The organism is Ensifer sp. ENS07, from assembly GCF_014852185.1.
In the GTDB taxonomy this organism is placed as follows: Bacteria; Pseudomonadota; Alphaproteobacteria; order Rhizobiales; family Rhizobiaceae; genus Ensifer; species Ensifer adhaerens.
Genome location: NZ_JACVBE010000013.1, coordinates 183,701 through 200,274, shown reverse-complemented (window position 1 = coordinate 200,274; position 16,574 = coordinate 183,701). Strand labels below are relative to the sequence as shown.

General features: G+C 60.7%; 13 protein-coding genes. 3 read left to right on the top strand and 10 right to left on the bottom strand.

Annotated elements, in window-relative coordinates; translation table 11 throughout:
• Window positions 1–6 precede the first annotated feature (6 nt).
• Together IB277_RS29760 and IB277_RS29755 are read left to right on the top strand one after the other, a co-directional pair.
• A complete protein-coding gene (locus IB277_RS29760) occupies window positions 7–1,179 on the top strand; it encodes a polysaccharide pyruvyl transferase family protein (RefSeq protein WP_060529226.1) in 1,173 nt (390 codons plus the stop codon).
• 46 nt (window positions 1,180–1,225) lie between these two features.
• Window positions 1,226–2,299 carry a glycoside hydrolase gene (locus IB277_RS29755; protein ID WP_371813707.1) on the top strand — a complete coding sequence of 358 codons (1,074 nt, stop codon included), beginning with the start codon at window positions 1,226–1,228 and terminating at the stop codon, window positions 2,297–2,299.
• 50 nt (window positions 2,300–2,349) lie between these two features.
• On the opposite strand, the gene IB277_RS29750 is transcribed toward IB277_RS29755, so the two are convergent.
• Window positions 2,350–2,592: a hypothetical protein gene (locus IB277_RS29750; RefSeq protein ID WP_034798024.1), complete on the bottom strand. Its 243-nt coding sequence runs from the start codon at window positions 2,590–2,592 to the stop codon at window positions 2,350–2,352.
• A gap of 354 nt (window positions 2,593–2,946) precedes the next feature.
• On the opposite strand from IB277_RS29750, the gene IB277_RS29745 reads away from it, so the two are divergent.
• Window positions 2,947–4,401, top strand: coding sequence for a TrkH family potassium uptake protein (locus IB277_RS29745; RefSeq protein WP_192372298.1), 1,455 nt, complete (start codon window positions 2,947–2,949; stop codon window positions 4,399–4,401).
• Window positions 4,402–5,222: 821 nt separating this feature from the next.
• Here IB277_RS29745 and IB277_RS29740 read toward each other — a convergent pair.
• The 9 genes from IB277_RS29740 to IB277_RS29700 all read right to left on the bottom strand — a co-directional run bounded on the left by IB277_RS29740 (window position 5,223) and on the right by IB277_RS29700 (window position 16,348).
• A complete protein-coding gene (locus IB277_RS29740; RefSeq protein WP_192372296.1) occupies window positions 5,223–6,329 on the bottom strand; it encodes an OpgC family protein in 1,107 nt (368 codons plus the stop codon).
• A 535-nt stretch (window positions 6,330–6,864) separates the two neighbouring features.
• Entirely contained in the window at window positions 6,865–9,225 is a 2,361-nt protein-coding gene (locus IB277_RS29735; protein ID WP_192372294.1) for a polysaccharide biosynthesis tyrosine autokinase, read from the bottom strand.
• 73 nt (window positions 9,226–9,298) lie between these two features.
• Window positions 9,299–10,204 (bottom strand): UTP--glucose-1-phosphate uridylyltransferase, encoded by a 906-nt coding sequence (locus IB277_RS29730; protein WP_060521076.1) that lies wholly within the window; start codon window positions 10,202–10,204, stop codon window positions 9,299–9,301.
• A 4-nt stretch (window positions 10,205–10,208) separates the two neighbouring features.
• Window positions 10,209–11,225: a glycosyltransferase family 2 protein gene (locus tag IB277_RS29725; RefSeq protein WP_089044795.1), complete on the bottom strand. Its 1,017-nt coding sequence runs from the start codon at window positions 11,223–11,225 to the stop codon at window positions 10,209–10,211.
• On the bottom strand, window positions 11,225–12,151 hold the full coding sequence (locus IB277_RS29720; RefSeq protein WP_089044796.1) for a glycosyltransferase family 2 protein: 927 nt from the start codon (window positions 12,149–12,151) through the stop codon (window positions 11,225–11,227). The genes IB277_RS29725 and IB277_RS29720 overlap by 1 nt, the downstream gene beginning before the upstream one ends.
• Window positions 12,148–13,128: a glycosyltransferase family 2 protein gene (locus IB277_RS29715; protein ID WP_110819097.1), complete on the bottom strand. Its 981-nt coding sequence runs from the start codon at window positions 13,126–13,128 to the stop codon at window positions 12,148–12,150. Before IB277_RS29715 ends, IB277_RS29720 begins: the two co-directional genes overlap by 4 nt.
• Window positions 13,125–14,348, bottom strand: coding sequence for a glycosyl transferase family 1 (locus IB277_RS29710; RefSeq protein WP_112983636.1), 1,224 nt, complete (start codon window positions 14,346–14,348; stop codon window positions 13,125–13,127). The genes IB277_RS29715 and IB277_RS29710 overlap by 4 nt, the downstream gene beginning before the upstream one ends.
• Before the next feature lie 99 nt (window positions 14,349–14,447).
• Window positions 14,448–15,230, bottom strand: coding sequence for a glycoside hydrolase family 16 protein (locus IB277_RS29705; protein ID WP_089044798.1), 783 nt, complete (start codon window positions 15,228–15,230; stop codon window positions 14,448–14,450).
• Window positions 15,231–15,232: 2 nt separating this feature from the next.
• Window positions 15,233–16,348 carry an acyltransferase gene (locus IB277_RS29700; protein WP_192372292.1) on the bottom strand — a complete coding sequence of 372 codons (1,116 nt, stop codon included), beginning with the start codon at window positions 16,346–16,348 and terminating at the stop codon, window positions 15,233–15,235.
• Window positions 16,349–16,574 lie beyond the last annotated feature (226 nt).

Below are 16,574 nucleotides of genomic sequence, written 5' to 3'. Positions count from 1 at the left end.
GTATCGATGCGTATCCTGCTCACCGGAATCCCTTCCTACCTCCAGCGTACCGTGGCGCGCGTTTCCGGTGCGACGGTTCATCACAAACCCTACTTCGACGATATCCGAAGCAAGAAGGATCTGGTCGACCAGGTCAAGAAGATCGCCAACACCGGCAACTACCTGATCGGCGAGGGCGCAGCTTATGCCTTGCGCGGTCATGACGTGACCTATGTGCCGTTCTGGCATCTGGTCAACAGCCGCGGCGCCAACGACGTCTACGATGCCCTGAACAAGGAATTCGACATGTGCGTGTTCGCTTCGGCGAACCTGCTGCGTCCGGGATACTCGGCCGATCTCGAAGCGGATGTGTTCGAGAAGCTGAAGATGCCGGTTCTGGTGATGGGCATCGGCATCCAGAAGCGTGAAGGTCTGAAAGAAAACCTGCCGGCCGGTACGTTGCGGTTCCTCGAGGTCTTGAAGCAGAAGGAAAGCTTCTTCCTGACCCGCGGCTATTTCACCGCCGAGTTCCTGCGCGCGGAGGGCATGAAGTTCGTCAAGCCGACCGGCTGCCCCTCGCTCTTCTTCGCTCCCAACGAGATGCGCCACTCCTTGACGTCGCTTGCCAACGCAGACCTTGCCTCGGCACAGAAGCTCGCGCTCGGCGGCTATCTCGGTAGCGTCGCCGACACCATCGTCGATGCCCACGCGCTGCTGAAGCCGGAGAGCGTGGCCAGCTACGTCATCCAGGACGAAATCGTCGCCTATAACCTCACGCTGCCCGTGGATGACAACGCGCCGGTTTACGACCGCTCCAGCGGCCGCATCACCGGCAAGACCGAATACAAGCATCAGGAAAAATGGCAGCGGCAGAACGAACTGATGGTGTTCTTCGACACCAACCAGTGGCGCGCCTGGTCATCGACCCGGGACCTCTGCATCGGCAGGCGCTTCCATGGCTGCGTCATCGGCATGCAGGCGGGCACGCCTTCGCTGATGATCGCCGTCGACGACCGTATGCGCGAGATGCTGGAATTCATCGGCTTTCCCTATATCGAAGCGGGCGTCTGGAATCGTGAGGCGGACAAGAAGGCGCATCTCGCCAACTTCCTGTCGAAGATCGATGCGCAGGCGGTTACCGAACGCTATTCGGCATGCGAGGCGAACTTCCAAAGTGCGCTTAAACAGGTTGGCATTTAATCTGCCCCTGACCCGGGCAGCGCCGTTGGCGCTGCTCCTGGCCGCCTTGGTCTCTTGGGCGGCGCTTTCGCGTGGCGCAACGGCGTTCGCGGGCGAGGTTGCGGCTGCGCGCTACGGCGTCAATCGGCTCAATCTCGCCTGGCTGGAGCGCACGGATCAGGAACGCATCCTTCGCGAAATCGCCGACAGCGGCGCCACGCATGTGCGGCTATCGCTGTCGCGCCCCGTCGACAAAAGCATCGACGCGCTGGAGATTGCCAACCGGCTGGGTCTGCGGATCCTGCTCGAAATCCAGCTGTCGAACAAAAGCTATTATCCGGACAGCGTTCGCCCGCGCACCGGCTTCGGGCGCATCTGGGATATCAACCGGTTGTCCGATCTGGACCTTGATCGTTACCGCGTCGGCCTGGCGTCAGCTCTGCAGCGCATCGATGCCCTTGGCATCCGTCTGGATGCGGTAGAACCCGGAAACGAGATCAACCTCGCCGGCTATAACGGCGACCTCGCCGTCTACGAGAAGCCGGGCCAAGCGACGCCGCGACATCTCAGTGAACTAAGCGATCCCGAGGCATTCGGAAAAGGTCTAGACAACTACGTCAAGGCGCTGAAGATCACCCGCGACGCCGTAAGAGCGAGCGCCAACAGCAAGGCGATCATCGTCTCCGCCGGGCTCTCCGACATGGGGGCCAAGGAAGCGGACCGCCAGGGAATGGAGCGGCTGGATCCGGGCGAGGTGATTGCCCTTTTGAAGGCGCGGGGCATGGACGCGCTCGTCGATGCCTATGGCATTCACATCTACCCGGCGCGCAAGGATAAGGCTGCAATCACCTCGATCGTCACCAAACTTCTCGATTTCTGTGCGCCTGCCGACAGAGGGCGGCCCTGCTGGGTGACGGAATGGGGGATTGCCAATACACTGCGCAGCTGCCCCGTCGATGATCGCGAACGCGAAGGGGCGATGACGGCCATGCGGACGGTCTTCGAGCGGTTTTCCGAAGAAAATCGCCTGAATGCGGCCTACTACTACGACTGGGACACCCAGCAAAACTACCGGCTATGGCGCTGCGGTGCTCTAAGCCCGGCCGGCGCGCTTGCGATCGAACCGGCCAAGGGTGATTGATGCAAGGCATTTTTAGCTGTGAGCTGGATGGAGCGAAGCGCCCTTGTCGATCAGCGGCGCGTTGCGCGGCTCGTCGCCGGTTCAAGCCCCTTGCCGCGGTAGGTGACGGGAATGCCGAGTTCCTCGTGGGTTCGCGCCAGCGTTTCCAGCCAGGTAGCCAGTTCCTCCGGGACCATTTCGTCCCCGGTCTCCATCGCCTCGATCCACGCCAGGTTGCAATGGAGGGCGCTTGCCAGATTGATCGGCGTCCAACGAAGAACGAGAAGGCATTGGGTGAAACGGGCGGGGGTCATCGGTTGTGCTCAAGGTTGCATGTGGAATGGATGAAGCAGGCTTTACACGTGGAAATAAGTCAAGGTGATGACTTACCGCGGCCAAAAGTCGTGATCTTTTCGTGAGTTAGAATTGATTGGGCAAAATGCCGCAGTGCAGCATGCGTTTGGCGCCTTTCACATGGCGTTTGCCGGGAATGCTTGGACGCGATTGCCGCGCCCATGGGCCAGAACCAGCGAAAATACGGGACTGACTGTCGCTCTCCAGCGGGTTCTCGGCCCCGAGCCGGTGCGAATCGCGCGCCTTTGAGGTTGAATGGCCGCAAATCCAGAGGACCGATTCGGTCCTGGACAAAGCGCTGAGGCGATCAACCGTTGCATGCACCCCTTTACCAGACCGCGATCAACATCGCCGCGAAGGCCGCGTTCTATCTGTCGCTCGCGATGCTGCTGCCCGCCGCAGTCGATCTGTTCTATGGTCATCCCAACTGGAGAGTGTTTGCCGGTTCGGCCTTTGCGACAGGCGGTCTGTCGCTCCTGGCGATCGCCGCCACGCAGGGCGGCTCGCCGCTGTTCAGCCGCAAGATGGGCTTTCTGGTCGTCAATCTTCTCTGGATCGTCGTGTCTCTCGTCGGCGCCGTGCCCTTCTGGTTGTCGTCGCTGAAGCTCGATTTCGCCAAGGCCTTCTTCGAATCGGTCTCCGGCATCACGACGACGGGCTCGACCGTCATCAGCGGCCTCGACCATGCGCCTCCGGGCATTCTTCTCTGGCGCTCGGTTCTGCACTGGCTCGGCGGTATCGGGATCGTGGCGCTCGGGCTCTTCGTCATGCCCTATCTCAGGGTCGGCGGCATGTCCTTCTTCAAGATGGAGTCCTCGGACACCACCGAGAAGCCCTTCGCCCGCATCGTCACCTTCACGCGCGCCTTCATCCTGATCTATGTCGTGATGACGGTGACGTGCACGATCATCTTCTCTTATCTGGGCATGAGCCGTTTCGACGCGATCAACCACGCGATGTCGACGGTCGCGACCGGTGGCTTCTCCACCCACGATGCCTCGCTCGGCTACTTCAACAGCCTGCCGATCCTCTGGGTCGCAACCTTCTTCATGACGCTGAGCAGTCTGCCGTTTTCGGTGCTCATCCTCTTCATCGTTCGTGGCCGGCTCGATACGCTGAAGGATCCCCAGATCATCGTCTTTCTGTCCTATCTGACGGCACTTGCGCTCGCCGCAAGCCTCTACCAGCGGATCGTCAACGGGGTCTCGGCGCACGAGGCATTGGCGCACGGCTTCTTCACCGTCTCGTCGATCCTGTCGACGACCGGTTTTGCAAGCGACGATTATATGCTCTGGGGTGAGTTCATCGTCGCACTTGCCTTTGCCGCCACCTTCATGGGTGGTTGCTCCGGCTCGACGGCAGGCGGCATGAAGGCCTACCGCTTCATCATCATCTTCAATTCAATCCGCGCCGCTCTTTTCAAGCTGATCTACCCCAATGCGGTCCACACGGTGCGCTACGGCAAGACACTTGTCGACATAGACGTGCAGCGCACCGTGTTTATGTTCTTCACGGCCTACATGTTCATCTGGGCTTTCGGCAGCCTGGCCATGGGGGCGATGGGCTATGATCTCGTCACGGCGGTGTCAGCGGTCGCAACGGCGCTTTCAAACGTTGGCGCCGGGCTCGGCCCGATCATCGGGCCGGCCGGCAACTTCTCGACGCTGACCGACCCGGCGCTCTATCTCCTGTCGCTCATGATGCTGCTCGGCCGTCTGGAAATCCTGACGGTCCTGGTCATCCTGACACCGCTCTTCTGGAGAGATTGAGCACTGTCGTGATTGTTTTGAAATCATCCTCCTTCCGTCAACTGGAGAAGGGTTGCTCATCCGGTGGGTTCCGTTGTGCATGAGCCGGTGCTTCGCGGTCGGTCGTACGACCCCTACAACTAGCGAGGCGGCGGCAGGCTAAGACCATCTACAACCGGGCGAATAGGCTAATCGAAATTTGGACCTTATCTGTCAGAGCGTTGTAGCTTTCTGGCGACGTCGCTGTTTTCTCCGCAGCATTCGGTGACAATGCCCAAACAGCGTTGCCGCTCCAAGGCAATCGCCTCAGCAACCATCGTCGTAGGGTCACGCTGTCCTCGTGCCAGATGTCGGGCTGAAATGCTCCAGGCCACCATGGCAGTTTCGTCTGAAATCATGGTTTGTCCCAGCTGCTATGAACTCGTCTGAGTGTAGGAGCTGACGCTTTCGCGAAACGTGCACGCAATGCTAGATTTCTTGCATCAACTCCTTGTGGTTAGGAATGAAATGGGGACGAGGCACTTTCTACGGAAATTGGTTGACTACATGTTGTTCGGGTGGTCAGAGCCCGACGAACTCCCACGACTTAGCGAAGAGCAGAAATTTCTCCTGAAGCAGTTTAGGCTCGGGCTCATCACTGAGCAGGAATGGCGGGACTTACTCGAACGCGATCCGACTTTGTCTGCACACTTTAAAGCGCGGGATCCCCGCGTATCTGCGAGGTGAACGTAAGTTCGAGAAGCGGTCGAACTAGCCGGTTTTAGGCTCAGGGTTTAAGTGCTGCGGGCAACAATGTGTCTGTTATCTGGAGCAATGCTCCGGCCGCCAGCTGAATGATAAGGTCAAGACCGTTTTGGGATCGATATTGCGGTATGCGCATGCCAGGTGGCTTTTCGCTGTCGCTCCTCAAGTAACCACGCGACGGCCAACTGCAAGAGGCAACCGGCAACCAGTAATATCGCTTGTACCAGAAGCGACGGGTTTGGTGTGGCGGCCACAACTGTCTTGGCTACACAAACAAGGATTACGCCGACGGAAAAAACTGGAAGGCTGTGCTTACCGGCAGCGCAGACCAGGCGAAAGGCTGGCTGACGGGCCGCGAGCTGCACGGCTCGGATGTTCCAGGCAAGATACAGGATCGCCAGTACATTTAGGATGCGCAGCGGGCCGCTGTTCGTTTTAGAAACGAGCTGATGATACAGCTCGCTGAACGGCGGCTCTGTAAGGCGAAGATACACGGCAAGATTTATCGGGATGGCAGTGATCGCAAAGATGGCGGCCACGAGGAACACCACGCGATTGTAGCTGAGCACGGGCGTCGACCGTTTCAGTCCAATGCCGACAACGATCCCGATGATGAACAAAAACTGCCAAGAAAACGGATCAAAATACCACTCACGTCCATCTAGGGCCCAGTTCCGAAGATTGATGTGACCAATCCCAGCGGCCAACCAGACCAGGCACGAAAAGCTCAGCAACATCGTTCGCGAGTGACTGTGAAGCCAGATGGCAAACGGCGTGAGACCAAGCAGCACCATATACAAAGGCAGGATATCGAGATTTCCCGGCATGTACATGAGTAGAAGGGCCTCGGCTCCATGCTGAAAAGGCGCGCTCCAGAATGAATTCATATCGGACCAAGTCGATGGACCAACGGCCAGCATCAGTGCGGCCGAGATGCTTGCCAGCACCGAAAACAACAAGACGTGGACGAGATACAAGGCGAAGGCGCGTTTCCACGGTCGCAGGAACAGGACCGAACCATCGGTGCGATAGTAGGCAAGGGCAGCGGATATTCCAGCCAAGAGAACAAAGACATCGGAAGCATCTGCGAAACCGCGAGAATGCTGCACAAAACCCGAAAACGTGAACTCGGAGTGGCCGACAAAGATCAAGAGGAGAGCGAGCCCACGCAGAAGATCAATCCTGCTTTCTCGTTGCTTCTCCATTTATCTCCCCGTTTGTATTTCGGCGGCGCTGAGGCCTGAGGAAATCCATACGAGCAAATCGTTAGTTTCTGATATCCGGCTAAAGGAACATTTTTAACGAACTCGTTGAGCGAGCGTCACGTGGCCGCTACGCCACGACAATGGCCCGTTCACTCGCCCTGGTACCGTAGGGAGCCAGCAGGGCTCGGGCGTCCAGAAATGCATCAATCTCCAAACTCAGGTGAGACCGCCTGGATGCCCCCAAGCTCACGTTCCGATTCAGACAACGACAAAAAGCAAAGCGCTTGCGACCAGAATCAGCGCTCCGAGCGTCGCTAAAATGATCGCAATCAGCTCACTGTCATATTTCGGCATATCGCTGTTCATCGCCACGGTCTCACGGTTTGCGGCACGTATCATTTAAACATGATAATAACAATCATATTTTATGGAGCTCACGCGGCAAATGACATACGCGATCCCGCAGCTCCCATGCACTCTCAGCATCCTCGGACCATTTCCGATCCGAGGTACGCAATTTGGCGGATGCTGAGCCTCATGCAGCCTCGGTCTTGCGGCGCGTGCCGGCGCTTTCGATGTAGTACTTCTCATAGCGGTGGCGATAATGCTCGGCACCGCCAAAGTCGCTGTACTTTGCCAGTTCCTGCATGTCGGTCTTGTTGAGGATCACGCCGAGGATCTTGGCATTGATCTGCGGCTCCGAATGCAAGAGGTCGCGCACCAGGCGCGACGGCGTCCGGCCCCATTCGGCGACATAGAGGAAGCCGTCCGCAAGCGGCGAGAAGGCCTTGGCATCGACGACCGGGGCGAGTGCCGCGAGATCGACGACGACATAGTCGAAGGACTTGCGTGCATTGTCGATGAGCTCGGCCATGGCCGGCGACGCAAGCAGCTCATGGCTGTCATACGGGCCGTTGCCGTCCACTGCTTCACCGCCGACCGGCAGGATCGCAAGCTTCGTCTGCTGGTCGATCTTGATGCCCGCCGGCCACGATGCCTGCCCGGTCAGCGCTTCCACCAGACCCGCCTTCGGCGGCGGATTGATCATCTTGCTCAAACCCGGCTTGCGGATGTCGGCATCGATCAGAAGGGTCTTCTTGCCGCTTGCGGCAAGGAGGGCCGCAAAATTCGCGGCAATGATCGACTTGCCTTCATCGGGCACCGCCGAGGCGATGCCGATGACGCGTGAACCGTTGCCGGTCAGCATCCGATCGCAGGCGAGCTTGGCGTTGCGGAAGGTCTCGGTGAAGGACGAGCGCGGAGCGTCGAGCACGATGCGGCTGAGGCGCTCGAACGACGGCGCCCCTTGCGTTACCGGTGGCGGCATCTTGTTCTTCATCAGCTTGGCGCGAACGAGATCCGTCGTTCCAGGGTGACGCGGGCCGACCAACGGAATGTAGCCGAACGACCGATGACCGAGGATCGCGCGCACGTCGCCTTCGAGCCGGAATGTCCGCTCGCGAAACTCCTGGAAGGCCGCAAACGCGCCGCCCGCCATCAGGCCGAGCACCGCCGAAAGCGCCAGCACCATCGTCTTCTTCGGGCTCGAAGGCGAGGCCGGGACGCCGGCGCTGGAAATCACCCGCGCCTTGGCGATCGGGAAGGAGCGCTGCTGCGAGGCCTGCTCGTAGCGGTTCAGATAGGTCTCATACAGCGTCTTCAGCGCGGCTGCCCGCTGCTCCAGTTCGCGCAGGTGCACGAGCGAGACATTTGCATTTGCGTTGCGGCCGGTGGTGCCTTCTATGTTTTCGCGCAGCGACGCTTCGCGTGAGCGCGCCACCTCGTATTCGTTGCGGTAGCTTGCCGTCAGCTGCTGCAGTTCCTGGAAGATCTGGCGGCCGACATCGGTTTTCTCCTTGCGCAGCGACACGGCCTGCGGATGGTCGGCGCCGAAGCTCTGGCTCACGTCCTGTTCGCGCTTGCTGACCGCAAGGTAGCGCGTGCGCAGATCGCGGATGACCGAGTTGTCGCCTTCCTTAGCGGAAATCGTGGCGTTCTTGACGGCCGTCTCCGGTCCCTGGTCGACGATCGCCTGGAATTGCTTGTAGCGCGCCGAAGCGCTTGCGCTATCGGCCTGGGCAATGATCAGCTGGCTGTTGAGATCGGCCAGCTGCTGTTCCGACATGAGTTCGCCGCGCGCAAGCGTCAGGCCATTTTCGCTGCGGTATTTTTCGACCTCTAGAGACGCGGTCTGCGTGCGCTGCCGAAGGTCTGCAAGACGTTCCTGCAGCCAGACCGAGGCCCGTTCGGTCGCCTCGAAATTGGCGTTGAGCTGGTCGTTGAGATAGGCGTCGGCATAGGTGCGAACGATGCCAGCGGCAAGCTGCGGATCGCTGGAACGATAGGCAAGCGAGACGACGGAGCTTCGCGTCACGCGTTCGACGGCCAGTCCCTGCTGGAGCAGTGCCGCCGCCTTTTGCCTGCGGCCGTAGCGGGCCATATCCTCGGAAATCTCCGGTCCGCTCGAGAAAATGCTCGTAACGGACTTCAACCCGTCCTTGACGACGTCGAACGGCGAGCGCGGTGGATTGAGGACGGTGTCGTTGTCGGCAAGGTTCATCTTGTCGACGACACGCAGGGCGAGTTCGCCGGATTTCAGGATTTCCACGGCGCTGGCAATCTGGGTGTCGAGCAGGGCGCTGTTTTGCGGCGGCGCCTGTTCTTCGGCAAATTTCGACAGGTTCTCGTCGAGAAGGACCTGCGTTGCCGATGTGTAGAGCGGTGTTGCGAAGACCAGGTAGGCGACACCGAGCGCGATGAAGAGCGCCACAAACAGGCCGACCATTCTGGCGCGACGCAAGACGACCGAAAACAGACGATCGAGGTCGATGAAGCCGTCGGGCTCCTCCACGTTGCGCGGTACGACACTGTTGAAGGGGAGACTTCTTTGATTCATTGGGTCGCTCTGTCCGTTTCCCTTTGGTCCGAAGGCTGGCGCCTCTTCTTTTCAAAAGAGGCGCCGAAGCCAGTTATGCGGCGCGGATGCGGCCTTCGTGAGACAGGACCATGTCCTTGACCGAGGCATAGACCGCGTCGCCGAGATCGGAACGCGCCAGCGCGAAGGCGACATTGGCCGCGATGAAGCCTTCCTTGGAGCCGCAGTCGAACGTGCGCCCGTCATAGGGATGGGCGTGAAACGCTTGATTTTGCGACAGTTTCAGCATGCCGTCGGTCAACTGGATCTCGTTTCCCGCACCGCGAGGCTGATGGGCGAGTATGTCGAAGATCTGCGGCTGCAGGATGTAGCGACCGTTCAGATAAAAATTGGACGGGGCCTCGCCCATAAGCGGTTTTTCCACCATTTGGGTGACTTCGAAGCCATAGGGGACGGCCGCACCCTTGCCGACGATGCCATATTTCGAGGCATCTTCCGGAGCGCATTGCTCGACGCCGACAACGTTGCCGCCGGTCTGACGGTAGAGGTCGACAAGACCGGCCATGCAGCCGCGTCCGCCGTGGCAGAGCATGTCCGGCAGGAGCAGTGCGAAGGGCTCGTCGCCGATGAGATCGCGGGCGCACCAGACGGCATGGCCGAGGCCGAGCGGCGCTTGCTGCCGGGTAAAGCTGACGGAACCGGCGCGCGGCAGCATCTGCTCCAGTTCGGAAATCTGGGCGTTCTTACCGGAGCGGGTCAGCGACGAGATGAGTTCAGGCGTGTCGTCGAAGTGGTCTTCGATCGCCTGCTTGTTGCGGCTGGTCACAAAAACGATGTGCTCGATGCCCGCTTCACGGGCTTCATCGACCGCATATTGCACGACCGGACGATCGACGATCGTCAACATCTCCTTCGGTATCGCCTTCGTCGCGGGAAGAAACCGCGTTCCATTGCCGGCGACCGGGATCACAGCTTTCCTGACGGTCCTGATACGGTCCATGGTCTTATCCTTTACTTACGTGTGGGCTTTCGCCCGAGGTGGGTCGTTCGGCCGCCACCGTCGAGGTGGCAGGCTTCATGCGTGCGATTGGCGCAAGTAGCCGGCGCAATCGCACGGCGATCGGCATTCTGAGGTGCCGAAGCGCTCTGGGGTTGGTCAGAGCCACCTGGGTGGCTCCGGCCAACGATTTAGATTTCAGGTGTTCGACAAGGCGAAGGAAGGCGTGCGCCTCGACGAGGCTTTTGTCGCGCCGGCGCTGCATAGCCAGCGCCTCGGCATCGAGCGTGTGCCTGGCAAGGAATTCCCGGTCGGCCGTCATCATCGCGTCGATGTGGCGCAGTTCGAGCACGCGCGAAATCGAGCCCTCGCGGATGTGATAGCAATAGCCGGCCGAGGGATCGATGACGCATCGGCCGCCATGGGCAAGCGCCGAGGCGAGCAGGATGTAGTCCTCGCCGATGCGGATCGTTTCCTCGAAGCGCAAGCCATGATCGTTCAGAAAGCGACGCTCGAAGATCGGCTTCATGTAGCCGAAATTGAAGGTGGAGCGGAAAAGCACGTTGGAACCGATGAAGGCCGCAAGCGTCAGCGTCCGACGGCGCTCAAGCTCGGCTTCGGGAAACATGCGCTCCAGCCGCCCATCGAGATTGAGGACGTCGATGTTGTCGACCACAATCGAAGCTTCGGTCGAGGAAGCAAGGCCGATCATGCGCGACAGCCGCTGAGGGCTAACCGTGTCGTCCGCGTCAAGAATGGCGATCCAGTCGCCACGGGCCGCTTCGAGACCGGCATTGCGCGCGCCGCCGGGCCCGCGGTTCTCGGCAAGTCGCAGCAGCCGCACGCGCGGATCAGCGAGTTCTTCGACGACCGCACAGGTCTCGTCCTTCGAGCAATCGTCGACGACGATCACCTCGACGTCGACGCCCTTCTGCGCAAGGGCACTGTCGATGGCGCGTCGGATCGTGTCGGCAGCATTATAGGCCGCGATGACGAAGCTGACGTCGGGCGCGCGTTGCGTCATCAAGCGGTCGCCGCTCCGTATTGCTGGAGTTCGCGCACACCAATGAGGCCGCTGACGACGCCCGCATGCATGATTGCGCGCAGCGCGTAGCGCGAGCGAGCGACCGGCGATCCGAGCAGCATAAGACTTGCGATGGCGCAATAGCCTGATTTCGCCGTCGCGCGGACGATTTCGGCAAATCGGCTGCCGGCTTGGCCCGGTTCACTCAAGAGCCGGCCATGGGTTTGGCCGGAACGGAAACGACGCTTTGCAAGCCAGGCAAGTCGCGCGCGTTTCTCCGGTACCGGTTCGAAGACCAGCGCATCGGGCGCATAGGCCAGACGCCCACCATCCGCATGCATGTGGCGGAAGAACTCCGTATCCTCACCGCCTGTCTGCCCGAGCGCCAGATTGAACCGCCTGTTGAAGACGACCGGGCGAGTGAGATCGATCAGAACATTGCAGGTGTAGCCCGTGCGGATCTCGCCATCGACCCAGACCGGCCGGGTTGAATGAAAATCGCCGCGGCGCATCCAGTTCGGGGCAGACAGGGTGTATTCGGCACGAACCGGGCCGAGCACGACATCGGCGCCGGTCGTTAGGGCGGTATCGAGCAATTGCACGAGCCAGGTCCTCGACACCGTCTCGTCGTCGTCGACGAAGGCGAGATAGTGCCCGGTGCTGTTGTCGAGACAGGCGTTGCGGGCGATGGAAATGTTCGACGCCGGGCAATGCACGTAGAGGATCTCGCAAGGCATGGTCGGGCGCATCTGGTTGACGAGCGCCTCGGCACTCGGCGTCACGTCGTTGTCGGCGACGATAATGCGGATCGCCACATCGGCAGGCACGGTGATTAGCGCGAGGGAGTGCAGCGTTTCTGCAAGCTCCGGCCGGCGAAACGTGCACACCGCTATGTCGATCTGTGTCCGGGCGACGGTGTTGGTCATGGTGCCACCCTCCGGTTACGCGTGGTGAGCAATTCCCGCCAGAAGCCGGCCGACCAGGCAAAATGCATGACCATTGCCGAGATGGCCGCGAGCGGGCCGTAGGGGTTCTTCTGGCCGAGCGCCATCCACATGCCGTAGCCGATGCAGGCCACAGCCCAGAGCACGACCGGAACGACCGCAAGCCAGCTGACGACCGCGAGCAGTGCGCCGACAGCGACCGGAGCGACGGCAAGCGGCAGCAACTGCCTGAGGCTCGGCCAGGCGCGATGCTTCAACACATTGCGCGCGCGTCCGCGCCCATAGGCGAAGTACTGGCGGAAGAGCGGCCCGACCTTGGCGCGGGGGTAGTAGACCATGCTGGTCCGGTCGGTCATCCAGATGCGATAGCCCGCCTGGCGGAAGCGATAGTCGAACTCCGCGTCTTCGTTGTGGCTGAAGATCTCGTCGTAGCCGCCGATCGCCTGGAAGGCGGAAATGCGCATCAGTGCATGGTGACCGTGATCGGCCCAGTGGCTCGCCGCGCCGAGACGGTGCTTGGCGCCGCCATTGCCGAGCTTGGAATTCTGGGCGTAGGCCGTGGCCTTCTGGAAGGGCGTGAAGCCAACCGTCTGCATGGCGACGACGACGGAGTCCGCGCCGGTCAGAAGAGCCTCCTCGACGAGGCGCTCGCAATAGTCATCCGGATAGGTGCCGTGCGCGTCGATGCGGATCATATAATCGAAATCGGTGCCATGGCGTGCGACGGCGAGATTGATCGCAGCACTCTGGATGCGTTTCGGATTGTCGAGCACCAGCACGGCCGGATCCTTCTCGGCGAGACGCGCCGCGATCTCACGGGTGCCGTCGGTGCTGCCGCCGTCGGCGATCAGGATGGCGCCGTTGAGGCGCTTTGCCGCGGGTAGCAAGGCTTCGGCGAGGCCCTGCAGATGTTCCGCCTCGTTGAGGCAGGGAATGACGATGAGGACACGTATGCTCATGACAATCCACCTTCGTTTTGGGGCGTTGAGGTGTTTTGATGTGCTTGCGGGAAGTCCAGCGCGATGCGCGGCGGAGCGGCGGACGTGACGGCCGACAGACGGCGCACGAGGCCCTCGCAATCGCTGCGATTGAAGATCCAGGTTTCCGGCGCGCAGGCGGCGATCCGCCGGGATGTGGCGTCGTAAATCTCGGAGGTCATCGACCCCATGAGCGCGGCAAGCGCGTCGGCATCAGCTTCTTCGAGCAGCACGCCAAGGCCACGTATGGCCAGAAACCGCGCGGTCTCGGTGCCGCGAAGCGCAATCGGCACCCGCCCGAAGCGGCAGCCTTCATAGAGCCGGTTCGGGAGCAGCCATTTGGAGTTCTGACCTTCCTCGAAGAAGTCGATCGCCCAGGTGAAGTGCACGTCGGAGTAGATCGCGCCAAGCTCTTCCGGGCTGCGATAGGGGCCGTGGAACGTCATGAAAGGTTCGTTGCGGATGAAGCCGTCGAAGTCGTCGAACTCGCGATAGGCCGGCCGGCCGCGCAGCACGATCTCGAATCGACCCTCCATGCGGCGCGAGAAGGCCGCCAGCAGCGCAAGTGATTTGCGGCAGCGCAGAGCACCGAACCAGCCAATCCGCCATGGGCCATGTGTCGGTGCGGCGGCAGCGGTCACCGATGGTCGCGCATCGGTTTCGTCGAGCTCGAGCACTTTGTTCTCAAGCATCATGGTCGGTGCCGAGATACCCGATAACGGGCGGAAATAGTTCTCGACGAAGGCGGGAGAACTGGTGATCAAAAGGCGCGCGTCACGGCCGAGCAGGCGCTCGCTTGTCCGCAACGCCTTGCCAGCGATGCCGGGGGAAAGGAGTAGGCGGTGAATGTCGAGGCATTCGTAGACGATTGGGACGTCGCCGCCGAAGAGGCTGACGGCCTTCCTGGCGATGGCCAGCATGTCGAGGTTGCGGGCTATGATCAGGTCTGGACGTTCGACGCCGCGCAGCGCCTGCTTCAGCGAGAGACAGCTCTTCGCGATCGCACCGACGCGCTGGACGAACCGGCCGTCATGGGTGTTGCCGAGCTCGACAGGTACGATGCCCTCGATCGCCGCCAGCGGGTTTGCGTCGCGCCTGAACCCGGCAAGCGTCACCTTTGCGCCGCCGGTAAGTAACATCAGCACGCGTCGGCGAACGGCGGGGTCGGCAAGATCTTGGGCGAAGTAAAGTATCTGCAGCATGAACATCCAGTTTTCTGCCCGGCCGCGCCGGACATGGTTCAAATTTTGCGCCTTGCAGCGGCGAGAGCCACGCCCACGGGCGCGGCTCCCGATCGTCGGCTAGTTTGTTTTGCAGGCAATCGACTCGGGGAACTGGCACTCGTCTCCCGGCGCGGTGAAAGCGACCCGGTCGACCTGCATCATCGAGGGGCCTTTGTAGGAAAAGGCGCCCATCCAATCCGTCAGGGTATCGGTTCCCCAAAGGCTGAAGAAAATCTTTTGCGGATTGGGCGGGATCTTCGCTGGGTCGGTGACCTCGTGGACCAGTTCGCCATTTACGTAATAGCGAATACGCTCCTTCTCCCAGACGAAAGCGTAGTCGTTGAAGCCCTGGTTGGCGCCGCCCGGCACGTCGACCAGCTTCTCGTTGCCGCCCTTGGCGGAGACGTATTGGTTGATCTGGACCTTTGCCGGGTTCTTGCCGAGCACTTCGAAATCGATCTCGTCATGCGGCTTTTTGTCGGCCGGCCCGATATAGGTGAAGAAGGCCGAGTTGAGCCCCGAGCCGTCGGCCGTCTTGATCCGCGCCTCGTAGGTGCCATAGCTGAAGCGCTTGCGGGTCTGGATTTCGCCGCAGGCGTAATTGCGCTCGCCGAGTTTTCCTTCAGCAAACGTCAGTTCGGCGATGCCGTTGACGACCTTCGCCTGTTTCTTCGACCAGGTGCAGTTCTGATGCGCGCCATTGTTCCAGCCGTCCGAGACGTACCAGACGGCGGTGTCGAGTGTATCGAAGTTGTCGATGAAAGACGCACCCGTCGTGGTCTCTTCGGCCAGGGCCGGACCGGCAAGGCCGACGGCGACAAGGGTGAGCAGGGCGAGGCGGTGAGGTCGTTTCGATCTCATGGTCAGGTCCTTTGCTGGGGGGAGGGACCGGCGCGAACAGCCCCTGTCCGCGCACGCATGTCGCGGGCGGAGCCGGTCCGGCTGCCGGTGAGAATAGCGGTGAGGGCTGGCAGCCAGCGCGCGGAAAGAGCGTAGGCGCCGGCGAGGAAGGCGATCGTGATGAGCGGAACCGCGCAGTAGAACGCCGGGTAGTAGCCGATGTCCGAGCGGTTCCAGATCATCCAGAAGAGCACGAGTAGCGGAAAGTGCGTGCAGAAGATCCAGAAGCTGAGACCGCTGCCGCGCGAAAGCTGAGCGCCGATGTTGGTTCGCACGAGAAGTGCCGAAACCGCCCAGGAACCGACGATGCCGGAAATCGCAATCAGACTGCGCAGCATTTCGAGCCACACCGGAAAATTCGGGCCAAACTGATAGAGCAGGATGGACAGGAGCACGGCTGCGCTCAGGAACGCGATGGTAATCGGCCAGGAAAAGCGATCGAAGCTGCGGACATCGATGCGATGCAGGCTCATGTAGATGCCGGCGCTAAACCCGAAGAGGATCGACTTCTTCAAAAAGATGCCGTTCGGAACGGGCAGCACCGCATAGGCGAAGAGGACGGCGAGCGTCTGTGCCGGATAGCGCTTGATCAGCCACGCGAGCGCTGGCGAAAGAACGATACAAAGCAGGAGGTCGCGCAGAAAATAGAGCGGCAGATTGATCGGTAGATCCTCGAGCGCGAAGGCAAAGCTCAGCCACTCTCTGGGGCTGGCTCCGATGACCTCCGGCAAATAGCCCGAACTGATGTCCTTGCTCTGCGCGACGAAAACCAGCGCGAGAAACGCCAGGTTCCACAACAGGAATGGCAAAAGTACCGTCCGAGCCTTGGTCTTCAGCGTCCGGCCATAGTCGAAATTTTCGAGACCGCGACGGAACAGGAGATAACCGGAAATCGCGCTGAGGCAAGGGACGCCGACACGGAAGAGGCTGTCGCCCAGGAAAATGCGCAACCAGTCGATGCCGCCATAGGTGCCGACATACGGACTGGTCGCCGGATCATAAGGCACATGCACAAAGACAATGCCTGAGATCAGCACGATGCGCATCAGATTGATCCGCGAGGAGATAATCGCGTTCACATCAACGATATCCGTCACCCCCATCTGGCAGCGCGTTTAGAAGCGGCCGTTTCAACAGAGCAGACCAGAGCCCGCACCCAGAAGATTAGGCTCGGGCACGGATCAAAATATGGCGCCGCAGCAAACGAATCGGCCTTGGTTTGCTGCGGTGCAGCATTAGAAATCGCGGCAATACTAGGAAAATAGGCCTATCCCCGCACTTGGACTGGGAAAAAACCATGACGTG

Bases quoted from the DNA above. Each gene is read 5' to 3' on its own strand.
- IB277_RS29705 (WP_089044798.1), bottom strand. From the start codon at position 15,230: ATGAGATCGAAACGACCTCACCGCCTCGCCCTGCTCACCCTTGTCGCC.
- IB277_RS29725 (WP_089044795.1), bottom strand. From the start codon at position 11,225: ATGACGCAACGCGCGCCCGACGTCAGCTTCGTCATCGCGGCCTATAAT.
- IB277_RS29710 (WP_112983636.1), bottom strand. From the start codon at position 14,348: ATGCTGCAGATACTTTACTTCGCCCAAGATCTTGCCGACCCCGCCGTT.
- IB277_RS29715 (WP_110819097.1), bottom strand. From the start codon at position 13,128: ATGAGCATACGTGTCCTCATCGTCATTCCCTGCCTCAACGAGGCGGAA.
- IB277_RS29720 (WP_089044796.1), bottom strand. From the start codon at position 12,151: ATGACCAACACCGTCGCCCGGACACAGATCGACATAGCGGTGTGCACG.
- IB277_RS29735 (WP_192372294.1), bottom strand. From the start codon at position 9,225: ATGAATCAAAGAAGTCTCCCCTTCAACAGTGTCGTACCGCGCAACGTG.
- IB277_RS29750 (WP_034798024.1), bottom strand. From the start codon at position 2,592: ATGACCCCCGCCCGTTTCACCCAATGCCTTCTCGTTCTTCGTTGGACG.
- IB277_RS29730 (WP_060521076.1), bottom strand. From the start codon at position 10,204: ATGGACCGTATCAGGACCGTCAGGAAAGCTGTGATCCCGGTCGCCGGC.
- IB277_RS29740 (WP_192372296.1), bottom strand. From the start codon at position 6,329: ATGGAGAAGCAACGAGAAAGCAGGATTGATCTTCTGCGTGGGCTCGCT.
- IB277_RS29760 (WP_060529226.1), top strand. From the start codon at position 7: ATGCGTATCCTGCTCACCGGAATCCCTTCCTACCTCCAGCGTACCGTG.